A 20,063-nucleotide genomic window follows, 5' to 3' on the forward strand; every position below is an offset into this window, starting at 1 on the left:
TCCTCATGTCTGATAAAAATCCTCGCTATTCTCGCATATTGCTCAAACTCTCTGGCGAAGCCTTGGCCGGTAGTAAAGATATGGGTATTGATAGCGACGTGCTCGATAAAATGAGCTTATCTATTGCCCATTTGCGTGGTCTTGGGGTACAAGTCGGGATTGTCGTTGGTGGCGGGAATTTATATCGTGGCGCACAATTACAAAAAGAAGGTTTGGTCGGTCGTGTGACTGGCGATCAAATGGGGATGCTGGCGACCGTGATGAACGGTTTAGCAATGCGTGATGCCCTTGAGCGCCGCAATATTAAGACCCGCCTCATGTCAGCGTTGCCAATTGGCGAAGTCACCGAAAGTTATAGCAGCCGTAATGCGATTCGTTATCTGAAAAATGGCGAAGTTTGTATTTTTGTTGCCGGTACAGGTAATCCGTTTTTTACTACCGATACAGCCGCTTGCTTGCGCGGTATTGAGATTGAAGCGGGCTTGATTCTCAAAGCGACCAAAGTAGATGGCGTTTACGATAAAGACCCAAGTTTACATAGCGATGCAGTAAAATATGATGGTCTCACCTTTGATGAGGTGTTAGAGCAAAAGCTTGGCGTGATGGATTTAACCGCCATTGCCTTATGCCGTGAGCACAATGTACCGCTGCAAGTATTTGATATGACCAAGCCGAATGCTTTATTAAACGTCATTATGGGCGAAAATGAAGGCACGCGCGTTTTTCACTAAGTGGCTATAATTTTATACATTTAGCAGTGGTAGGCGTTATAAAAAATAGTATGAATAGTTAACAATAATGAATAAATAAGATTTATCGGCAGCGATAAATAAGGATTGATGATGATTAAAGAGATTAAGCAAGAAGGCGAAGCGCGTATGCACAAAACGCTAGAAGCGCTAGACAGTACCTTTAGTAAAGTACGTACAGGACGCGCACACCCCGGTATGCTGTCTGGCGTGATGGTCAGCTACTACGGTTCGGCTACGCCGCTTAATCAAGTGGCGAGCGTCAACGTTGAGGACTCGCGTACGTTATTGGTGCAGCCTTTTGAGCGCACGATGATACAAGCTGTTGATAAAGCCATTCGTGAAGCAGATTTGGGTCTGAACCCTATGACGGCTGATGTTATTCGTGTGCCAATGCCAGCATTGACCGAAGAAACGCGTCGTGATATGCAAAAATTGGCACGCGGTGAAGCTGAAAACAGTCGCGTATCTATCCGCAATATCCGTCGTGATATGATGAACGATATCAAAGAGTTGGCAAAAGAAAAAGAAATCTCAGAAGATGACGAGCGCCGCGCTAGCGATGATATTCAAAAAATCACTGATAAGTTTATTGAAACCATTGACAGTCGCTTAAATAAAAAAGAAGCTGATTTGATGAACGTTTAAGTCATTGCCTTTATTTTTTATAGTATGTGGAGTAGGCAGCCAATGCTTTAATGTCATTGGCTGTTTGTCGTTATATTAGCGCGTTTAAATCGCTGTGATATTTAAACGCGCTAATATAATTATTTAAAATGATAATCGTATTTATTGACAGAATTCCTTTATGATAAGTTTGCTATGTTTATAGGATATCATTGATACAATTCGATGTTTAAAAATCTAAACATGCTTTGATAAAAAATGCAAAATAGTTAACACATATACATTTACTTTAATAATGAGCCGTATCGTCCATGTCTACTTCCACCCCTTTAATAGTTAAGCCTATTCCTCGCCATATCGCCATTATTATGGATGGTAACAATCGTTACGGTAAAGCAAAAGGCTTAGGGCGTGGGGCAGGTCATATTGCGGGCAAAGATGCCTTAGATCCTATCGTTGAGTATTGCCGCGAGATTGGGGTTGAGGTATTGACGGTATTTGCATTTTCGAGTGAAAACTGGCAACGTCCGCCGGCTGAGGTGGCACTGCTGATGCATTTGCTGGCGTTGACGATTAATGAGCAATTGCCGCGTATGCAAAAGTATGAGATTCAGTTGCGCTTTATTGGTGACCGCAGTTTATTAAGTGAGGATTTGCGCGCATTGATGAGTGATGCGGAAGCTAAAACGGCGCATCATACCGCAATGACTTTAGTAATCGCCATCAGTTACGGCGGGCAGTGGGATATCGCGCATGCGGCGCAGCAATTGGCGCAACAAGTGCAGGATGGGCAGTTAAAAGCGAGTGATATTACCAAAGAAAAACTGGGGCAATATGTGCAGCTTGCTGATGTACCCGCAGTAGATATGCTGATAAGAACGGGTGGTGATTATCGATTATCGAATTTTTTATTGTGGCAATCGGCTTATGCAGAGCTGTTTTTCACCGAAACGCTATGGCCTGATTTTGTGACAACAGAGCTGGCAGCCATGATTGCAGAGTTCGCTCAGCGTCAGCGCCGTTTTGGTAAAACTAGTGAGCAAGTAGAGATGCCTACGCTACAATCATCAACGGATATAAATTAACTGATATAGTGTGCTATTAAGAGAATCTTTGAGAACTAAAGTAGCTTCTTACTTTAAGTAGCTTCTGACTTTCAATAAATTATTTGACGATGAACAAGGCGCGGTAAATATGTGGCAACGGATTAAAACGGCAGTTATTCTCATAATTATCGTTGGTATTGCACTATTTGCGAGCCACTCACCTATTTTATTTGCACCGTTATTAGCCGTTGGTGTTACGATTGCGGCACATGAATGGACAAAGCTGATGCCAAAATGGCGACAGCCGATTGTTTTTGTGTTGATGGTATTGGCAATAACACTGGCATCATTATTGTTTGAAATCACGTGGGTAGCTTGGTGGGTGGTGTCTTGCATAATATGGCTCATGGCGCTGTCTTGGGTCAGTAAATTTCCCACGCATACCAAATGGTACGGTAATCAGCTGGCACTGATGGGTGTGGTGATATTAACCGCTTCTATTACCTCGATGTTTTATTTGTGGCAACAGTCACCTTGGTGGTTGTTATACGTATTTTTATTGGTGTGGTGTGCGGACAGTGGCGCGTACTTCGTTGGGCGCAAGCTGGGTCGACGCAAAATGGCACCGAATGTGTCCCCCAATAAAAGTATGGAAGGATTAGCAGGCGGTCTGGTGACAGGCTTACTGGTAGTCATTGGTATTAGTGTCTTTAAATTGCAGCTGACGGGTACGGCACTGATAGCCTTTGTATTGCTGTCTGCGCTTACGATTTTGGTATCGGTCTTGGGTGATTTATTTGAATCTATGCTGAAACGCCGCGCAGGTGTGAAAGATTCGGGCACTATATTACCAGGACATGGCGGTATTTTAGACCGTATTGACTCTTTATTATCGGCAACGCCCATATTTGCGCTTGGATTTTGGGGGCTACAGCAGCTTGGTATCTTAGTCATCTAGATGATGATAAGTTCTGACTGACTAAATAAAATTTTTTATAATTAATATATTTTACTCTTTATTTTCACTGTTAATAATATCATGGGCACGACTGGTTATGACGCAACGCATCGCAGTACTTGGCGCAACGGGCTCAATTGGCGACAGTACTTTGGCAATTTTAGCGACCCATTTAGAAGATTATGAAGTGTATGCTTTATCCGGACATCATCGATTGGATAAATTATTGGCGCTATGTCAGCAGTTCTCGCCAAAGCGCGTGTGCGTGCCGCTAGAGTCGGTTGATACTTTTGCTAAGCGCTTAGATGCAGCTGATTTAGATATTGATGTGGTGGGTGGTGATGCCGGATTGATTGATATCGCTACTGATACCCAAGTCGATACCGTTGTTGCTGCGATTGTGGGTGCTGCAGGTCTGCCATCAACCTTAGCTGCTGCGCGTGCAGGCAAGCGTATATTACTCGCGAATAAAGAAGCGTTGGTCATGGCAGGGCAGGTAATGATTGAGGCAGTGAAGACTCATAAAGCTACCTTATTACCGATTGATTCTGAGCACAATGCGATTTTTCAATGTTTGCCATCGATTATTCAACAAGACAATACCCAAATCCATGACCGTTGTCATGGGGTACGCAAGTTATGGTTAACCGCATCAGGTGGACCGTTTTTACAGCAGTCGTTTGCCCAAATGCAACAAGCTGGCGTCGCAGAAGCCGTCAAGCATCCGAATTGGTCAATGGGTCAAAAGATATCGGTCGACTCAGCAACGATGATGAATAAAGGGCTTGAGCTGATTGAAGCCTGTCATTTATTCGATTTGCCAGAAGATAAAATAAAGGTAGTGATTCACCCACAAAGTATCATTCACTCAATGGTAGAATATAGTGATGGTAGCTTTTTAGCGCAGCTGGGTAGTCCGGATATGAAAACTCCGATTGCTCATGCCTTGAGTTATCCTCAGCGGATTAATAGTGGCTCTCAGCCCTTAGATTTATATGCGCTAAGTGGACTGGAGTTTATCAAGCCTGATTTGCAAAAGTTTGCCTGTTTGCGTCTTGCGCGTGAAGCAATGAAAGCGGGTACGCAGGCGACTATCGTCCTCAATGCGGCTAATGAGATTGCCGTTGCCGCATTTTTAGCGGGCAAAGTACGCTTAACCGATATTGCCGATATTAATGAGCAAGCATTGACTCAGGTACAGGTATCAACCTTAACGGCAAATGCAGACATTGATGATATTCTAGAAATTGATAAAATTGCACGCCTTTATACGGATACTATTATTGCAAAAATGGTATAGCTATCGTAAAAATGGACTAGTTATATCTTGTACAGTGACTCATTTAAAATAATTGATATCACATCAGTAAATTAAAAAAATCGACAGCGACTAAGCAATCGCAATAAAGTATGATTCATTTAAACCATAGCAACCGAGGCGCAAAAAAGTAATGACGTTCTTATTAACGCTATTGGCGGCAATCTTCGTATTGGGTCCATTGGTTGCCTTGCATGAGTGGGGTCACTTCATTGTCGCGCGCTTGTGCGGTGTGAAGGTGTTAACGTACTCTATTGGTTTCGGTCCTAAAATAGCAGGTTGGAAAAGTAAAAAGAGCGGTATTGACTACCGTATCTCCGCTTTTCCACTGGGCGGTTATGTCAAGATGCTTGATGAGCGTGAAGGTGAAGTAGCTGAACAGGAGCAGCATTTGGCATTTAATCGTCAGCATCCGCTCAAGAAAATTGCAATTGTAGCCGCTGGTCCACTGATGAACTTTATTATTGCGATTGTGCTATTTTGGGTGTTGTTTATGACCCCATCAGAGCAGCTGGCGACTAAGATTGGACAAGTGTTACCGGATACCCCCGCAGCGATGGCACAACTGCCGGCAGGTGATAAAATCGTCGCTATTGACGGTCATAACGTGCAGACATGGGAAGCTATTAATTATCGTCTAGCAGGACGGATGGGTGAAACGGACAATGTTAGTGTCACCTTGCAATCTACGGAAACACCCACTAATAATTTAAAGACTTACCAAGCACCAGTGACTCGATTTATGCAAGGGGATGCGCAAGGTAAAGACGCATTAACAAGTTTTGGAATGATGCCATGGCAACCAGAAATTGCGCCTATTGTTGGTAATTTATCACCTGATGGCGCAGCACGTCGCCAAGGCTTAGAGGCTGGTGACCTCATTACTGCTATTAATGATACGCCAATAACAGATTGGATTAGTGCCACCCGAATTATCCGTGATAATCCCGAAAAATTGCTAAACTTTACCGTGCTACGAGCAGGAAAAACCGTACAGCTACAAATCATGCCTCAAGGTAAAAAAGACACCTTAGGCAACGTTTATGGGCAAATAGGGGCGATGGTCGCTCAGTCTGAGATTGTCATTCCTGATGCCTATAAAACCACGGTGCAATATGGTGCAGGCGAGGCGCTGGTTAAATCATTTGAAAAAACTGAACAGCTTGCGGTGATGACAGTCAGCTCAATGGGAAAAATGCTATCAGGTGTGATTGGACTTGAGAATTTATCTGGTCCTATTACCATTGCAAAAGTTGCTAAGCAAAGTTTTGATATCAGCTGGGAGATGGTGTTATCAACCGCCGCCTTAATCAGCTTGAGCCTAGCGGTGCTAAACTTATTGCCTATTCCAGTATTGGACGGCGGTCATATTGTTTATTACCTTATCGAGTTAATTCGTGGCAAGCCGTTATCAGAAGGCGTACAAATGGTCGGTTTAAATATTGGTCTACTCTTGCTGGCAGGTTTCATGGTGTTAGCGATTGGTAATGATATCAGTCGGCTATTTTGATGTAAGGCTATCTCTTTAACCGATTAAAACGCGATGAACTAACGTCTAAACAGGGATAGCACCTTAATTATGCAGTGGATATGCTGGTATGACTCTAGCGTTGCTACTATACTAATGGTAATTTTTAGTTTATTTTATGATACGTTTTATATAAAGTGTTCGAAGTCACCCAAGACTGAGTCAAAAACTTTGTCTTCATTGGGCTAGACAACGTGTGCTTTTTACCTTAACTTAAGCAAGTTTTTTATTGACGGATAGTGTTTATGCGTACGCCTTTATTTATGAGCGCGGCAGGGTTGCCGTTAGTGGTAGCGATGATAAGTATGCCTGCACAAGCGGCAAACTTTGTAGTAACCGACATCGGCTTTACCGGACTACAGCGTCTCACTGCTGATAGTCTCTATCCGGTTTTACCTATTTCTGTGGGCGACACAGTCACAGATAGCAATCTGGCTGCCAGTATCAAAGCGCTATATGCCACTGATAACTTTGCAAATATTCAAAGTCGTGTTCAGGGTGGTCAACTACGCTTTGAAGTTATTGAGCGTCCTATTATTGCCGAAGTGAATTTTGATGGTAATAAGCTTATTCCTAAAGAAGCGCTTGCAGCAGGGCTTAAAAACGCTGGCTTAGCAGTAGGTGAAGTGCTTAAACAAGCAACACTAAAAGGTGTCGCTAACGAGCTACAGCAGCAGTATATCAGCCAAGGCTACTACAACAGTAATATTGAAGTCGACCAGACTTTACTTGATGGTAACCGTGTTAAATTAGATGTACGCTTTATCGAAGGCAAACCTGCTAAAGTCGTCGATATCAATATTATTGGTAACAAACACTTTAGCGACTCGCAGATTAGAGATGTATTTGCCGTCAAGGAATCGTCGTGGACGCGCCTGTTATCTAAGTCAGATCGCTACGCTAAAGAAAAGCTAGCGGCCAGTTTAGAGAATCTGACCGCCCTGTATCAAAATGACGGTTATGTACGTTTTTCAGTTAATAATGCGGTACTGAATATTAGCGAAGATAAGAGCAGCGTATTCATTGAAATCAGCTTAACGGAAGGCGAAAAATATCAGTTTGGTGAAATCAACTTTTTAGGTCAGCCCAAGTTCGATAAAGACGAGCTGAAAAAATTAGTGACTTTTGCGCCAAATGAGCAGTATTCGCAAGCCAAACTTGATGCAACGACTGCGGCATTAAAAAGCCGTTATGGTAATGAAGGTTATTATTTAGCTCAAGTTCGTCCGGTTCCTCGTATCAATGACGTGACCAAAGTCGTTGATATTGATTATTATATTGATCCAGCACGTCCTATTTATGTGCGTCGTATCAACTTTAGTGGTAATTTACGCACCCAAGATGAAGTATTGCGCCGTGAAATGCGTCAATTAGAAGGGACACTTGCCTCTAACGAGAAAATTCAGTTATCACGCACCCGTCTGATGCGTACTGGATTTTTTAAAGCGGTCAATGTGGATGTGAAACCAGTACCCAATCAGCCTGATCAAATTGATGTTAACTATACGGTTGAAGAGCAGCCATCAGGCAGTTCGACCATCGCTGCGGGTTATTCGCAAAGCGGTGGTGTGACTTTTCAGTTAGATTTGACTCAAAACAATTTTATGGGTACGGGTAATCGAGTTAAAGCGGCATTATCACGCTCAGAAACTCGTGATTCTTATAGCTTAGGTTATACCGATCCTTACTTTACTGAAAATGGTGTGTCACAAGGGATTAGTGCTTATTATCGTGAAACCAAATATGATGATCGTAACGTCAGTAATTATGTAACGGATTCTTATGGTGGTACACTGAATTATAGCTATCCAGTTGATGAAACCAAACGCGTTAGTGCTGGTTTAAATCTAGATAACACGACCGTTCGTGGCGGCAGCCGACTTGGAGTATCCAACGTTCAGCAGTTGATTGATGATGGCGGTTCGTTTGAAAGGTATAACAACGATGACAATGAGTTTTCAGGGCGTACTGGTTTCAAAAATGACTATAGCACCTATAATCTATTACTAGGTTGGGACTATAGTACGCTTGACCGTCCAGTATTTCCGACCAAAGGTATGAGTCATACGGTTGATGCTACGATAGGACTTGGGGATGCCAGTTACCAAAAACTGGTTTATCGTGGTAACGTCTATTATCCATTCTATAAAGACTGGGTAGCACGTGGTTATACCAAACTGGGTTATGGTAATGATTTACCCTTTTATGAAAACTTCTATGCCGGTGGTTATGGTTCAGTACGTGGTTATGAAGCATCGACGCTTGGACCGAGATCAAAAAGTTATGCTGATGCCGTTAGTGGTTTTAACCGCATCCGCGATGAAGAAGTAGGTGGTAACGCCTTAGTAAGCTTTGGTAGTGAGCTAATTTTACCGATGCCATTTAAAGGCGATTGGGCGGATCAGGTACGTCCAGTTATATTTGCGGAAGGTGGTCAGGTATTTGATACCAGTAATAAAGAAGACCGCACCTTTATTGACCCTGCAACTAATAAAGACACTGGTGTCCCACTTCTCACACAAGATAATAAACTACGCTTTAGTGCAGGCGTTGGCGTGACGTGGTATACGCCTATTGGACCGATTTCGTTGAGTTATGCCGTGCCATTTGGCGATAAAGAAGGCGATCAGACTGAGAACGTCCAGTTCCAGATTGGTAGCACGTTCTAAGTCAGTTAAATACCTGAGATGGATAAGAGTGTCATGAAGTTCTAATGGGTCACCAAGCTAAGGTTTGAGTTTGGCGAATGTCTTATTTTACGAATCATATTAGCTTGAATTATGATAACGATTGAGCAACTTATTACCCGAATCGAACAGCGCCAGCCAGTATTAAATAAAACTGAGCTGAGCGCTGAGCAGTTAAGTACCCGCTTAAATGGCGTTGGTAGCTTAACCGATGCTGATCGTACGCAGATCAGTTTTTTGGCTGACCCTCATTATATATCCAGTCTTGCCAATAGTCAGGCAGGAGCGGTGCTCATCACTGCAGCGTATCGTGAGCAAGTGCCAGCGACGTCTTTAGCGCTTGTAGTAGCGACGCCTTATTTGGCTTATGCCAGTAGTAGTCAGTTGTTTGCGCCTGAGGTTTTTACCAGTGGTGTTCATCCGACAGCGATCATTGCAGATAGTGCTGTGATAGGTGCCGAAGTTAGTATTGGTCCTTATTGTGTGATTGGCGAGTATGTTCAAATTGGCGCACGTAGCCGAATTGATGCACACGTTGTTATTGAAGCGCATACTCATATTGGCACCAATGCGATTATTAAGTCCCATGTCACTATTGCGCATAACTGCGTGATTGGCAGTCATGTGCGGCTACATGCTGGGGTGAGTATTGGTGCTGAAGGTTTTGGTTTTGCGCCGACAAGAGACCCAAGTACCAGCGGCTGGGAGCGTATCGCGCAGTTAGGTCGAGTGGTTATCGGTGACCATGTGCGTATAGGCAGTCATACTTGTGTTGACCGTGGTGCAATTGACGATACCGTCATTGGCAATCATGTTATTATTGACAATCTTGTACAAGTCGCCCATAACGTGCGTATTGGTAACGGTACTGCGATTGCTGCTAAAACGGGTATTGCTGGTAGCACGATTATTGGTAAGCGCTGTATTATTGGTGGCGCAGTGGGTATTAATGGTCATATTGATATTGCAGATGATGTCACATTCTCAGGAATGACAATGGTCACTAAATCGATTAAAACCGCTGGTTCTTATTCGTCAGGAACAGCCGCGATGCCAACCGCCAAATGGCGACGTGCCGCTGTGCGTTTCCGTCAGCTTGGTAATGAATAGCTCTATCGAATATAAATGAAAAGTACACTTTATCTCATATAAATATATATTACTGATTAGATAGTCTTATTAATAGTCTGCAACAACTGCAAGGAAGCCCGTTATGAGTGCCATTGATATTGATACCCTAACTGATGAAGACATCAACGCTTTATCTGAGCAAGGTTTAACGCTACCGTTAACCTATCATACGCTTAAGCATTATCTGCCGCATCGTTATCCATTTATGTTAGTGGATAGAATTACTGCCTGTAAGCCGGGTGAGTGTATTACGGGCATCAAGAATGTGACTATTAATGAAGAATTCTTTAATGGTCACTTCCCTGATGAGCCGATTATGCCAGGGGTATTGATGGTAGAAGCGATGGCACAAGTATCCGGTGTGTTGGGCTTTATCAGCGCGGGTCTGACAGCAGAAGATGGTTATTTGTATTTATTCGCAGGCGTCGATAAAGTACGTTTTAAACGCCGCGTGATTCCTGGTGATCAGTTAATCATCCGTGCAAAAACCGTCATGCAACGTCATGGTATTTATAAGTTTGATTGTACAGTGCATGTCGAAGATGAGCTTGCCGCAAGTGCTCAAGTGATGATTGCGCGTCAAGAGCAATCATAACGCCATATAGCTGTGAAGTGCTTTTTAAGTACTTTCTAAGTTTTAGGCACCACATCACTGCAAAACATGAATAGAACGGTAATAACCATATATAACGGTAAGAACCAGACTGTTTAGATGAACATCATTTTTTTACTATTTACCCGCACTATATGATACAAAGGCCTGCATTATGAGTCAGATTCATCCTACAGCACTCATCTCTCCGTCTTCGACGATTGACGACACAGCGATTATCGGTCCGTATTGTATCGTTGGTGACGAAGTAACGATTGGTGCGCATACTATTTTGCATCGTCATGTGGTGGTGTCAAAACTGACGAAAATTGGACAACATAACCAAATTTATCAGTTTGCAAGCATTGGTGAAGACTCGCAAGATTTAAAGTATAATAGCGAGCGCACGTGGCTTGAAATTGGTGATCATAATACCATTCGCGAAGCTTGTAGCTTTCACCGTGGTACGGCGCAAGATAATAGTTTAACTAAGATTGGCAATCATAATTTATTCATGGTGAATACTCATGTCGCCCATGACTGCATTATTGGTGATAATAATGTATTTGCTAATAATGTCGGTATTGCTGGTCATGTCGAGATTGGTAGTCAGGTTATTGTCGGTGGTAATTCAGGCATCCATCAATTTTGCCGTGTCGATGACTATAGTTTGATAGGTGGTGCGAGCTTAATCTTAAAAGATGTTGCGGCATTTACGATGGTATCGGGTAATCCTGCAAATGCACATGGTCTTAATGTGGAAGGGATGCGGCGTAAAGGGTGGTCACAGGCGACTATTGATATGCTACGCCAAGCCTATAAGACCATTTTCCGTTCAGGACTCAATACGGTAGACGCGCTGCATATCTTACAAAATGAATTATTGCCAAAAGAACCTAAAGTTCAATTGCTTATCGATTCATTGCAACATAGCAAGCGCGGTGTTGTGCGCTGAGTTTTAAGCTCTATATTTTTATTGATGTTTTATTATAATTTTTAATTTAAAAAGTCATAACTATTGGTTATGGCTTTTTGTTTTTGGTGCTACTTGACTTATTAGGTCGCTTAGCAGAAACTTAGCGTTTATTACATTGTAAACAATTCTTTCTTAATGTTGCTAATTGCGTCATATTGAATCTCATAGTAAATAGCTGCACACTATTTATAGCTATTTACAATCATTCATGATTATCGTTAATGAGTAAATATGGTTCTCTATGAGCACTATTAAGAGAAACACGAGGACGGCGAAATGACTATTAACAAACAAGAACATGCGCAGTGGAGCTCGGGTTTCGGCTTTACACTAGCAGCGGTAGGCTCAGCAGTAGGGCTAGGTAATATCTGGAAATTTCCTTATATGGTGGGAGAAAGCGGTGGTTCCGCTTTTGTTATTGCTTATTTATTCTGCATTGCTTTAGTCGGCTTTCCAATATTGGTTGCTGAGTGGCTCATCGGTCGTCGTGGACAAAAAAATCCGATTAATACGTTTAGTGATATCGCAGCGAGCGAAGGATTATCTCGTAATTGGAGTATTGTAGGTGCTACGGGTATTCTCGGTGGTTTTTTAATCTTATCATTTTATAGTGTTATTGGTGGTTGGGCACTTAACTATATTACCAAAGCTGGCTCAGGTAGTTTTGTCGGTCAGGACAGTGCAGCAGTGAGTGCAACCTTTGATGGTATGCTGGCTTCAGCAACTACATTAACCATCTGGCATACCGTATTTATGGTGCTTACCGCGATAATTGTTGGTGTTGGTGTCACACGTGGTATTGAGATGACGGCTAAAGTATTGATGCCATTATTAGGGGTTATTTTATTCGTCATCGTTGGTTATAACGTGGTAAATGGTGGCTTTATGGAAGCCGTTAATTATCTGTTTGCGCCTAATCTTGATAAGATCACAAGCGATGTGATGTTAGCGGCATTGGGTCACGCCTTCTTTACGCTATCTGTCGGTATGGGCATCATGGTGGCGTATGGTTCATATTTAGGTCGCGAGGTTAGTCTACTAAAAACGGCAAGAACGGTAGTGATTTTAGATACAGTCATTGCTTTAGCCGCTGGTCTGGCTATTTTCCCAATTATTTTCCATAACGGTCTTGACCCTGCGTCAGGTCCAGGTCTTATTTTTGTCAGTTTACCGATTGCTTTCGGTAGCATGACTGGTGGTGCTATTATTGGCACGCTGTTCTTCTTACTAATTACCTTTGCAGCAGTAACGTCATCAATCTCTTTACTTGAGCCATCCGTTGAGTTCTTACAAGAGCGTACGCCCATGAATCGTACGATGTCGACCATTGTAGCAGCTGTTGTTGTTTGGCTATTAGGAATTGCAGCGCTGTTATCCTTTAATCTATGGTCTGACTTCACTGTCATGGGTAATGGAATTTTTGATATACTTGATAAAATTACCAGTAAGTTCTTACTACCATTAACGGGTCTTGCAGGCATTATCTTTCTTGGCTGGAAGATGGATCAGCGCAGTATTAAGCAAGAGCTTAATCTATCGAACGGTGCTTGGACAATATGGCAAATCATCTCTAAATTTGTCGCACCCATTGCCGTAGTTTTGGTGTTCGTGACTACCTTATTGGGTTAGACTTTATACTTAGAAAGTAGTGGAAAGTATAGTAATAAAAAGGCTTAAGAATCTCTTAAGCCTTTTTATTATGTCACAAGCAATAAGTAAGAATTAATAAAAACTAGCGTAAATGTAGCTCGGGAACCGTTTGTCCGCGTTTACTATAAAACTCAGTCACAAAAGCATCAAAGTTATCTTGCTCAATGGCTTCTCTAATACCTAGCATTAATCTTTGGTAATAGCGTAGGTTATGAATAGTTGCCAGCTGTGCGCCGAGCATTTCTTTACACTTATTCAAATGATAAAGGTAAGCACGACTGAAGTTTTGACAAGTATAACAATCACATTCTGGGTCTAGTGGACGCTCATCATGGCGATACTGACTGTTGCGAATACGCACCACACCCGCATTGTCCAAATCACCAGTGACAAAATAATGACCATTACGCGCATTACGGGTGGGCATCACACAATCGAACATATCGACGCCGCGTCGCACTCCTTCAACGAGGTCTTCAGGCTTACCAACGCCCATCAAATAACGCGGCTTATCGGCTGGCATATCATCTGCAATGTAATCTAGTACGTCTATCATCTCTTCTTTTGGCTCACCAACTGACAGACCGCCAATCGCATAGCCATCAAAACCAATCTCTAACAAGCCCTCTAATGACTGTTGACGTAAATCTTTATACATACTGCCTTGAATAATGCCAAATAGGGCATTGGTACTACCCAAATTTTTATGCTCATCAAGGCAACGTTGTCCCCAACGTAGTGATAGCTCCAATGATTTTTTGGCTTCATCATGAGTGGCAGGATAGGGCGTACACTCATCGAACTGCATGACGATATCAGAATTTAGACTGTACTGAATTTGCATGGATTTTTCAGGTGATAAAAATACTTTGGCACCATCAATGGGCGATTTAAAATGCACGCCTTCTTCAGTGATTTTACGCATCGCACCCAAGCTGAATACTTGAAAACCACCTGAATCGGTCAAAATTGGCTTGTCCCAATGCATAAATTTATGCAAACCACCAAACTTGTCAATGACCTCAGTACCGGGGCGTAGCCATAAATGAAAGGTATTACCCAAGATGATATCGGCGCCAATGGCTTCAATATCACGCGGCAGCATACCTTTTACCGTGCCGTAAGTACCGACGGGCATAAAGGCAGGCGTTTGTACATCGCCATGATTAAGATGAACCGTACCGCGGCGCGCGCGCGTCTCACCACTGGCTGTTTTATGGAGTGTAAATTGCATATAATAATCGCATCTAAGCTATGGGAATAGCGCTAATTATAGCATTGCTGGGTATTTTTTTGGGTCGGATATTTGGATTGCTTTTAACGTGTAGTTATTTGATAGTCACTAAAAGATACAGACATCTTGTCCATTTGATTGCTAAAGTGAATCATTGACTTGCTGAATATAAATTAGCTATCAAACCGTACCATCTGCCTGCGGAGAAAGTGTATGAAAACCGCAATTTATCTATCACTCGGCATTTTATTATTCATACCAGGAGTTGCTATGGCTACCGAAGAACCTAACTACACGATATTGGTAAAAACGGAAGACTTTGAACTGCGTCGTTATGATGCGCAAATTGTCGCACAAACGTGGGTTACTGGTGATCAAGATGCGGCTAGTCGTCAGGGTTTTAAGATATTAGCAGATTATATTTTTGGCAATAACGTGAGCTATAGTGGCGCGGCAAGTAGTAGTAAAATTAGTATGACTGCGCCTGTTATGATGCAGCCTCAAGCCGTTAATGAAAATGCTAGTAAAGGTGAGCCCTCTAAAATCGCGATGACTGCACCCGTTATGATGAAACAGGAGGATAATAAGTGGCGTATGCAGTTTATTATGCCCAGTCACTATACGATGCAGACGTTGCCTAAGCCCAATAATCCTGATATTACTATCGCTGAGTTACCAGTAAAAACGTATGCTGTGATTAAGTTCTCAGGGCTGGCTGGAACTCAAAAAGTAGAAGCTAAAACGAAAGAGCTGCAGACATGGATGCAAAGCCAAAAGTTAGTAGGAACTGCTGAGCCGGAGCTGGCACGCTACAACCCACCGTGGACCCTGCCCTTTATGCGTCGTAATGAAATTATGATTGCCTATCAGCAAAAATAAAGGCGTTCATCATACTTAAAATAATGTGAATCTAATAATAAAAAAAGACAGCATCGGCTGTCTTTTTTTATTATTAGATTCAATCTCTATATTAGTTTTTTGGCTCACGGATGATATTTAGCATCCGGCGTAATGGTTCAGCTGCACCCCATAATAGCTGATCGCCAACGGTGAATGCACCCAAATATTCTCCGCCCATATTCAGCTTACGCAGACGACCAAGGGCAACGGTTAATGTACCAGTAACCGCTACCGGTGTTAGACGCTTCATGGTTGCTTCTTTATCATCTTCGACCACATCCAACCACTGGTTGCCACTATTTCTAAGCGCTGCTTCGATTTCTTCTAACGGAATATCTTTTTTCAGCTTAATGGTTAAGCCTTGAGCATGGCAGCGCATCGCACCGACACGAACACACATACCGTCGATAGCAATGTTGTTTTCTGCATTATTGCCAAGAATTTTATTGGTTTCAACACCGCCTTTCCATTCTTCACGTGACTGTTTGTTTTCCAGTTGCGAGTCGATATATGGAATTAAGCTACCCGCCAATGGCACACCAAAATACTGCTGAGGAAAGTCAGCTGAACGCTGAGTAGCAGCAATTTTCTTGTCAATTTCAAGGATGGCACTAGCAGGATCGGCAAGCTTATCTTTGACCGCATCATACAATACGCCCATACCATTAATAAGCTCACGCATATTGTTCGCGCCTGAGCCACTAGCCGCTTGATAGGTCATTGCGCTGACCCATTCCACCCAGCCTTTATTAAACAGCTCGCCAATTGCCATCAGCATGAGCGATACCGTACAGTTACCACCGATGAAGTCTTTTTTACCCTCGGCTAGTGCGCTATCAATCACGCTACGATTGACAGGATCTAAGATAATGATACTGTCATGTTCCATGCGTAGGGTACTTGCCGCATCGATCCAGTAGCCTGTCCAGCCACTATCGCGTAAGGGCTGGTGTACGGCTTGAGTATAGTCGCCACCTTGACAAGTAATAATAGCATCACAAGCGGCTAGCGCTGCAATATCATGAGCATCTTGTAATGGGCTTGGGCTAATGCCATCAAAGCTTGGTGCTGCGCCGCCAGCATTACTGGTTGAAAAAAACACTGGCGTAATACCAGCGAAATCATTTTCTTCGCGCATCCGTTGTATAAGTACTGACCCGACCATACCGCGCCAGCCTACCAAGCCTACTGTTAAATTACTCATGAAGCCCTATCCTTAATCATAGTTATTTGTTGCCGTATCAGCCGATAACAATGCCGTGAATAACCATAAAAAGCAAGGCGTTTTGTATTATTTAGCTACATTATTAATCAATAATTACTATCCTCATAATAACTTTAAGTTATTAAGGTAAATGTAGTACTCAAAAATAGTCACTATAGACATTCAAGAATTATTCAGGATTTTACTAAATAAGACCTGCGCCAGCCATCACATAGACAATGATTTATTCAAAAGGCTGTCTCAGTAAACAGCAGTTAGTAAGTGATAATGAGTTGAGGTGATAACTGGCATAATAATTGATATAACATTATTGATATAACATTATTTGTACAACATGAATATAATCATTGATCTGGCTATATGTTGAATCGTTTACTTAAAAATGGGCTAATAAAATTTATGGATTCCTCCCTCCTATATTATGGTGTACAGCTGCTAGCAGGGTTGGTTGCTTTTATCACTGCTTGGGGTTGGCTGCCACTGGATCACTGGTGGGTGCGTGATGTTGAGTTCCCGCGTATCCAGATTTTGGTGCTGGGTATTATTGCTTGGCTGGGTATGTTGCTGTTCGGGGCACAATGGCAGGTGGGTCAGTGGCTATTATTTATCGCATTGACGGCAACGTTATGCTTCCAGCTTAGAATGGTGCTGCCGTACACGATGATATGGAAAAAAGAAGTACAAAGTGCCAAAGAGACAGCAGCAGGTACGACGAATCAACTTAAAATCATGGTCTCAAATGTCTTAAGCCCGAATAACCAGACCCAAAAATTGGTCGATTTGGTAAATAAAGAGCAGCCAGATATTCTAATTACCCTTGAAACGGATAAAAAGTGGCAACAGGCATTGAGTTCTATTGAACCCGATTATCCTTATACCGTTAAAGTGCCGCTAGATAATCTCTATGGCATGCATCTTTATTCTAAGCTTGAGCTCATCAATCCTGAAGTTAAGTATCTAATGATTGATGATATTCCCTCAATTCACACCCAATTGCGTCTGCAAAGTGGTCGCGTTATTTGGCTTTACTGTTTACATCCTATGCCACCAAGCCCAACGGAGGCGGATAAATCTACCACTCGCGACGCTGAGCTGTTAATGGTGGGAAGACATATTAAAGAAAATAACCAAACCGCCATATTGGCAGGTGACTTAAATGATGTGGCATGGTCAAAGACGACTCGCCGTTTTCAGCGTATCTCAGGATTGCTTGACCCGCGTATAGGGCGGCATTTTATCAATACCTTTCATGTTGACTATCCATTTTTGCGCTGGGCGCTAGACCATATCTTTCATAGCGCCTGTTTTACCCTTGTAGATATGAAGCGGTTGCCTTCTATTGGTTCAGACCATTTTCCAGTGCTGACGACTTTACAGTACGAGCCAGAAGTCACCAGTGAACAAGAACAAAATGCCCCTACTGTAGAGGCAGGAGATATTAAAGAGACAGAAAATAAAATTAAAGAAGGTAAAAAAGAGGGCAGTAAAGTTTCAGAAGAGCGTATGGAAGATAGTGCCAATATCTGATGATAAGTACAGCTTACAAGCCAACTTAAGTTAGCTTGTAAGCAAAAGCGTACATCAAATAGGGTCTTTAACGTCTATCTAGTCATAGCGGATTACCATACAATACCACTATCAGCACAAGGATATGCAGGAAGCGGTGTTGAAGTAATAGATATGAGTCACCTTATATCTATTGCTAAAGACTTAGGTTAAGTCACACGGAAGAAATAATAATAAAATAATAATAACAAGAAGTGTTAAAGCCCGAACCAATCGCCCTAGGTTCGGGCTTTTTATTGCGTGCTATATTGTGAATTTATAATAGCTACAGTTACAGCTTATATTAAGCAGTGTTCTATTTAACTTATTATTTGGTTATTCAAATAGAAAAAGGGCATATACACGTGTGTATGCCTTTTTTTATAAATAATTGAAACGTTGGTATTGGCTACTAATAATGAATATTTAACAAGTAATTATTGGAATACTTGAATATAAGCCTCTGAACGTAGTTCCTGTAACCAGTCTTCTTTAGCTTGCGTTGCTAAACGTTGATAAAGGGCTTGTCTTGCCATATTACGGCGATATTGGTCGCTCACATCCTGCTGACGTTTGCCTTCAACCTTGAGGATGTGCCAACCGAACTGGGTTTTAAAGGGTGCTGAGTAATCCCCAACGGTAGTATTTTTCATAACCCCTTCAAACGGTCCAATCATATCTTCTTCACTGACCCAATCAAGATCACCACCACGACCTGCTGAACCAGGGTCATCGGAATAAGTAGCAGCGAGTCCTGCAAAATCAGCACCTTGACGCAATTGACTATATAAGTCATTAATTTTTTGTTCAGCCAATGCGTCGGTTTGTAGTTCATCAACTTTGATCAAAATATGACGCGTGTGCCACTGCGGTATCACCATCGTATCGCCAGATTTTTTATTGGCAAGCTTGATAATATCAATGCCTTCAGGAGTCACTAACGGTTCACTAACGGCACCAACAGCCAGCTTGGTAATTTCGCTTGCTAGCTCTGTCGGTAAGGCGGCGGCTTTATGGAAGCCCATATCTCCACCCTGTATCGCGCTAGCATAGCTGCCTTGAACAGCAGCGATGGCAGCGGCGACATCGACGTTAGGCGCTTGTAGGCGTGTACGTAGTGCTTGTGCGACTTTAAGTGCGCTATCACGTTGTGCTTGAGACAGACGGCTATAGTCATCTATGTACGGTACACGCACGTGAATGGTTTGATATTCACTTTGGTTCAGACGTTTGGCTTCTGGAGAGGCTAAAAAGGCGTCAATATCTTGCTCACTGATGCGCACACGACTTGATATTTGACGTTGTTGTAAAGATTGAATCGCTGCGTCTTCAATTAATTGGGCACGTAAAGCAGCATAGCTACCTGCTTGATTGGCATCTAGACGCTGTTGTAACGCGGTTAAACTATTTAGTCCTTCAGCTTGCGCGATTTGTGCCAGACGCTGATTAATAGCGGCTTCATCAGGTTTAAGACCAACGCGATTAATTAATGATAATTGTAATTCGCGTAAAATAAGTGCGTTTAACACGTCAGATTGAAGCTGCGCTGAATTGGCAGTTGGCTCACCAGCGGCTTTTGCGCGTGCTTGTGTTTGCGTGATGGCAGCAAACAAATCGCTTTTTAAGATAGCGTTGTCATTAACTAAGGCAATGATGCCATCAGAGCTGTTCGCTGGCGTGAGTTGATTGGCGCTGTTTGGGCTGCTTTTACTGACACCAGTTTGTCCAACACCGACGCTGGCAGGTTTGACAGTTGCTGCTTGAGCATTGAGGCTCAGCATCACTCCTGTGCTCATACTAATAGAAAGCAGGACTGCACGGCGGGTCTGGCGTAAAGTAAAAAATCTCATGATGCTCCTCGTCACTGTCATCGCATCGGGTGGTGGCTGATCAGCCA

The 20,063-nt window shown here is 42.7% G+C and carries 16 protein-coding genes; 13 read left to right on the top strand and 3 right to left on the bottom strand.

The window, feature by feature from the left end:
- Positions 1 to 5 precede the first annotated feature (5 nt).
- The 11 genes from pyrH (at position 6) to AOC03_RS10705 (ending at position 13,241) form a co-directional block, all read left to right on the top strand.
- A complete protein-coding gene (gene pyrH / locus AOC03_RS10655) occupies positions 6 to 731 on the top strand; it encodes a UMP kinase (RefSeq protein WP_062535841.1) in 726 nt (241 codons plus the stop codon).
- Between the two features lie 111 nt (positions 732 to 842).
- Positions 843 to 1,397, top strand: coding sequence for a ribosome recycling factor (gene frr / locus AOC03_RS10660; protein ID WP_062535842.1), 555 nt, complete (start codon positions 843 to 845; stop codon positions 1,395 to 1,397).
- 290 nt (positions 1,398 to 1,687) lie between these two features.
- Positions 1,688 to 2,461 (top strand): polyprenyl diphosphate synthase, encoded by a 774-nt coding sequence (uppS, locus tag AOC03_RS10665; RefSeq protein WP_062535844.1) that lies wholly within the window; start codon positions 1,688 to 1,690, stop codon positions 2,459 to 2,461.
- A 109-nt stretch (positions 2,462 to 2,570) separates the two neighbouring features.
- Positions 2,571 to 3,380: a phosphatidate cytidylyltransferase gene (locus tag AOC03_RS10670; RefSeq protein WP_062535846.1), complete on the top strand. Its 810-nt coding sequence runs from the start codon at positions 2,571 to 2,573 to the stop codon at positions 3,378 to 3,380.
- 97 nt (positions 3,381 to 3,477) lie between these two features.
- Positions 3,478 to 4,680: a 1-deoxy-D-xylulose-5-phosphate reductoisomerase gene (gene ispC / locus AOC03_RS10675; protein WP_062535847.1), complete on the top strand. Its 1,203-nt coding sequence runs from the start codon at positions 3,478 to 3,480 to the stop codon at positions 4,678 to 4,680.
- 151 nt (positions 4,681 to 4,831) lie between these two features.
- Entirely contained in the window at positions 4,832 to 6,208 is a 1,377-nt protein-coding gene (rseP, locus tag AOC03_RS10680) for an RIP metalloprotease RseP (RefSeq protein WP_062535849.1), read from the top strand.
- Positions 6,209 to 6,471: 263 nt separating this feature from the next.
- Positions 6,472 to 8,895, top strand: coding sequence for an outer membrane protein assembly factor BamA (gene bamA, locus AOC03_RS10685; protein ID WP_062535851.1), 2,424 nt, complete (start codon positions 6,472 to 6,474; stop codon positions 8,893 to 8,895).
- A 111-nt stretch (positions 8,896 to 9,006) separates the two neighbouring features.
- Complete coding sequence (gene lpxD, locus AOC03_RS10690) at positions 9,007 to 10,023, top strand: UDP-3-O-(3-hydroxymyristoyl)glucosamine N-acyltransferase (RefSeq protein WP_062535853.1); 1,017 nt, start codon at positions 9,007 to 9,009, stop codon at positions 10,021 to 10,023.
- Positions 10,024 to 10,126: 103 nt separating this feature from the next.
- Positions 10,127 to 10,639, top strand: coding sequence for a 3-hydroxyacyl-ACP dehydratase FabZ (gene fabZ / locus AOC03_RS10695; RefSeq protein ID WP_062535855.1), 513 nt, complete (start codon positions 10,127 to 10,129; stop codon positions 10,637 to 10,639).
- A gap of 172 nt (positions 10,640 to 10,811) precedes the next feature.
- On the top strand, positions 10,812 to 11,591 hold the full coding sequence (gene lpxA / locus AOC03_RS10700; protein ID WP_062535857.1) for an acyl-ACP--UDP-N-acetylglucosamine O-acyltransferase: 780 nt from the start codon (positions 10,812 to 10,814) through the stop codon (positions 11,589 to 11,591).
- 297 nt (positions 11,592 to 11,888) lie between these two features.
- On the top strand, positions 11,889 to 13,241 hold the full coding sequence (locus AOC03_RS10705; RefSeq protein ID WP_062535859.1) for a sodium-dependent transporter: 1,353 nt from the start codon (positions 11,889 to 11,891) through the stop codon (positions 13,239 to 13,241).
- Between the two features lie 103 nt (positions 13,242 to 13,344).
- Here the strand turns inward: AOC03_RS10705 and tgt are convergent, their stop codons facing one another.
- A complete protein-coding gene (tgt, locus tag AOC03_RS10710; protein WP_062535861.1) occupies positions 13,345 to 14,496 on the bottom strand; it encodes a tRNA guanosine(34) transglycosylase Tgt in 1,152 nt (383 codons plus the stop codon).
- 270 nt (positions 14,497 to 14,766) lie between these two features.
- On the opposite strand from tgt, the gene AOC03_RS10715 reads away from it, so the two are divergent.
- Positions 14,767 to 15,375, top strand: coding sequence for an SOUL family heme-binding protein (locus AOC03_RS10715; protein WP_157049316.1), 609 nt, complete (start codon positions 14,767 to 14,769; stop codon positions 15,373 to 15,375).
- Positions 15,376 to 15,466: 91 nt separating this feature from the next.
- Here the strand turns inward: AOC03_RS10715 and asd are convergent, their stop codons facing one another.
- Positions 15,467 to 16,600: an aspartate-semialdehyde dehydrogenase gene (gene asd / locus AOC03_RS10720; protein ID WP_062535865.1), complete on the bottom strand. Its 1,134-nt coding sequence runs from the start codon at positions 16,598 to 16,600 to the stop codon at positions 15,467 to 15,469.
- A gap of 420 nt (positions 16,601 to 17,020) precedes the next feature.
- Here asd and AOC03_RS10725 point away from each other — a divergent pair, with 420 nt between their 5' ends.
- Positions 17,021 to 18,148 carry an endonuclease/exonuclease/phosphatase family protein gene (locus AOC03_RS10725; protein ID WP_062536740.1) on the top strand — a complete coding sequence of 376 codons (1,128 nt, stop codon included), beginning with the start codon at positions 17,021 to 17,023 and terminating at the stop codon, positions 18,146 to 18,148.
- Positions 18,149 to 18,603: 455 nt separating this feature from the next.
- On the opposite strand, the gene AOC03_RS10730 is transcribed toward AOC03_RS10725, so the two are convergent.
- Entirely contained in the window at positions 18,604 to 20,016 is a 1,413-nt protein-coding gene (locus AOC03_RS10730; protein ID WP_062535868.1) for a peptidylprolyl isomerase, read from the bottom strand.
- Positions 20,017 to 20,063 lie beyond the last annotated feature (47 nt).

It is taken from the genome of Psychrobacter urativorans (assembly GCF_001298525.1).
Classification (GTDB): Bacteria; Pseudomonadota; Gammaproteobacteria; order Pseudomonadales; family Moraxellaceae; genus Psychrobacter; species Psychrobacter urativorans_A.

What these genes read in the sequence shown, in the direction of transcription:
- pyrH (WP_062535841.1), top strand. Translation starts at nt 6, where the DNA reads ATGTCTGATAAAAATCCTCGCTATTCTCGCATATTGCTCAAACTCTCT.
- AOC03_RS10715 (WP_157049316.1), top strand. Translation starts at nt 14,767, where the DNA reads ATGGCTACCGAAGAACCTAACTACACGATATTGGTAAAAACGGAAGAC.
- uppS (WP_062535844.1), top strand. Translation starts at nt 1,688, where the DNA reads ATGTCTACTTCCACCCCTTTAATAGTTAAGCCTATTCCTCGCCATATC.
- tgt (WP_062535861.1), bottom strand. Translation starts at nt 14,496, where the DNA reads ATGCAATTTACACTCCATAAAACAGCCAGTGGTGAGACGCGCGCGCGC.
- AOC03_RS10730 (WP_062535868.1), bottom strand. Translation starts at nt 20,016, where the DNA reads ATGAGATTTTTTACTTTACGCCAGACCCGCCGTGCAGTCCTGCTTTCT.
- lpxA (WP_062535857.1), top strand. Translation starts at nt 10,812, where the DNA reads ATGAGTCAGATTCATCCTACAGCACTCATCTCTCCGTCTTCGACGATT.
- rseP (WP_062535849.1), top strand. Translation starts at nt 4,832, where the DNA reads ATGACGTTCTTATTAACGCTATTGGCGGCAATCTTCGTATTGGGTCCA.
- fabZ (WP_062535855.1), top strand. Translation starts at nt 10,127, where the DNA reads ATGAGTGCCATTGATATTGATACCCTAACTGATGAAGACATCAACGCT.
- ispC (WP_062535847.1), top strand. Translation starts at nt 3,478, where the DNA reads ATGACGCAACGCATCGCAGTACTTGGCGCAACGGGCTCAATTGGCGAC.
- AOC03_RS10725 (WP_062536740.1), top strand. Translation starts at nt 17,021, where the DNA reads ATGGATTCCTCCCTCCTATATTATGGTGTACAGCTGCTAGCAGGGTTG.
- AOC03_RS10670 (WP_062535846.1), top strand. Translation starts at nt 2,571, where the DNA reads ATGTGGCAACGGATTAAAACGGCAGTTATTCTCATAATTATCGTTGGT.
- frr (WP_062535842.1), top strand. Translation starts at nt 843, where the DNA reads ATGATTAAAGAGATTAAGCAAGAAGGCGAAGCGCGTATGCACAAAACG.
- asd (WP_062535865.1), bottom strand. Translation starts at nt 16,600, where the DNA reads ATGAGTAATTTAACAGTAGGCTTGGTAGGCTGGCGCGGTATGGTCGGG.
- bamA (WP_062535851.1), top strand. Translation starts at nt 6,472, where the DNA reads ATGCGTACGCCTTTATTTATGAGCGCGGCAGGGTTGCCGTTAGTGGTA.
- lpxD (WP_062535853.1), top strand. Translation starts at nt 9,007, where the DNA reads ATGATAACGATTGAGCAACTTATTACCCGAATCGAACAGCGCCAGCCA.
- AOC03_RS10705 (WP_062535859.1), top strand. Translation starts at nt 11,889, where the DNA reads ATGACTATTAACAAACAAGAACATGCGCAGTGGAGCTCGGGTTTCGGC.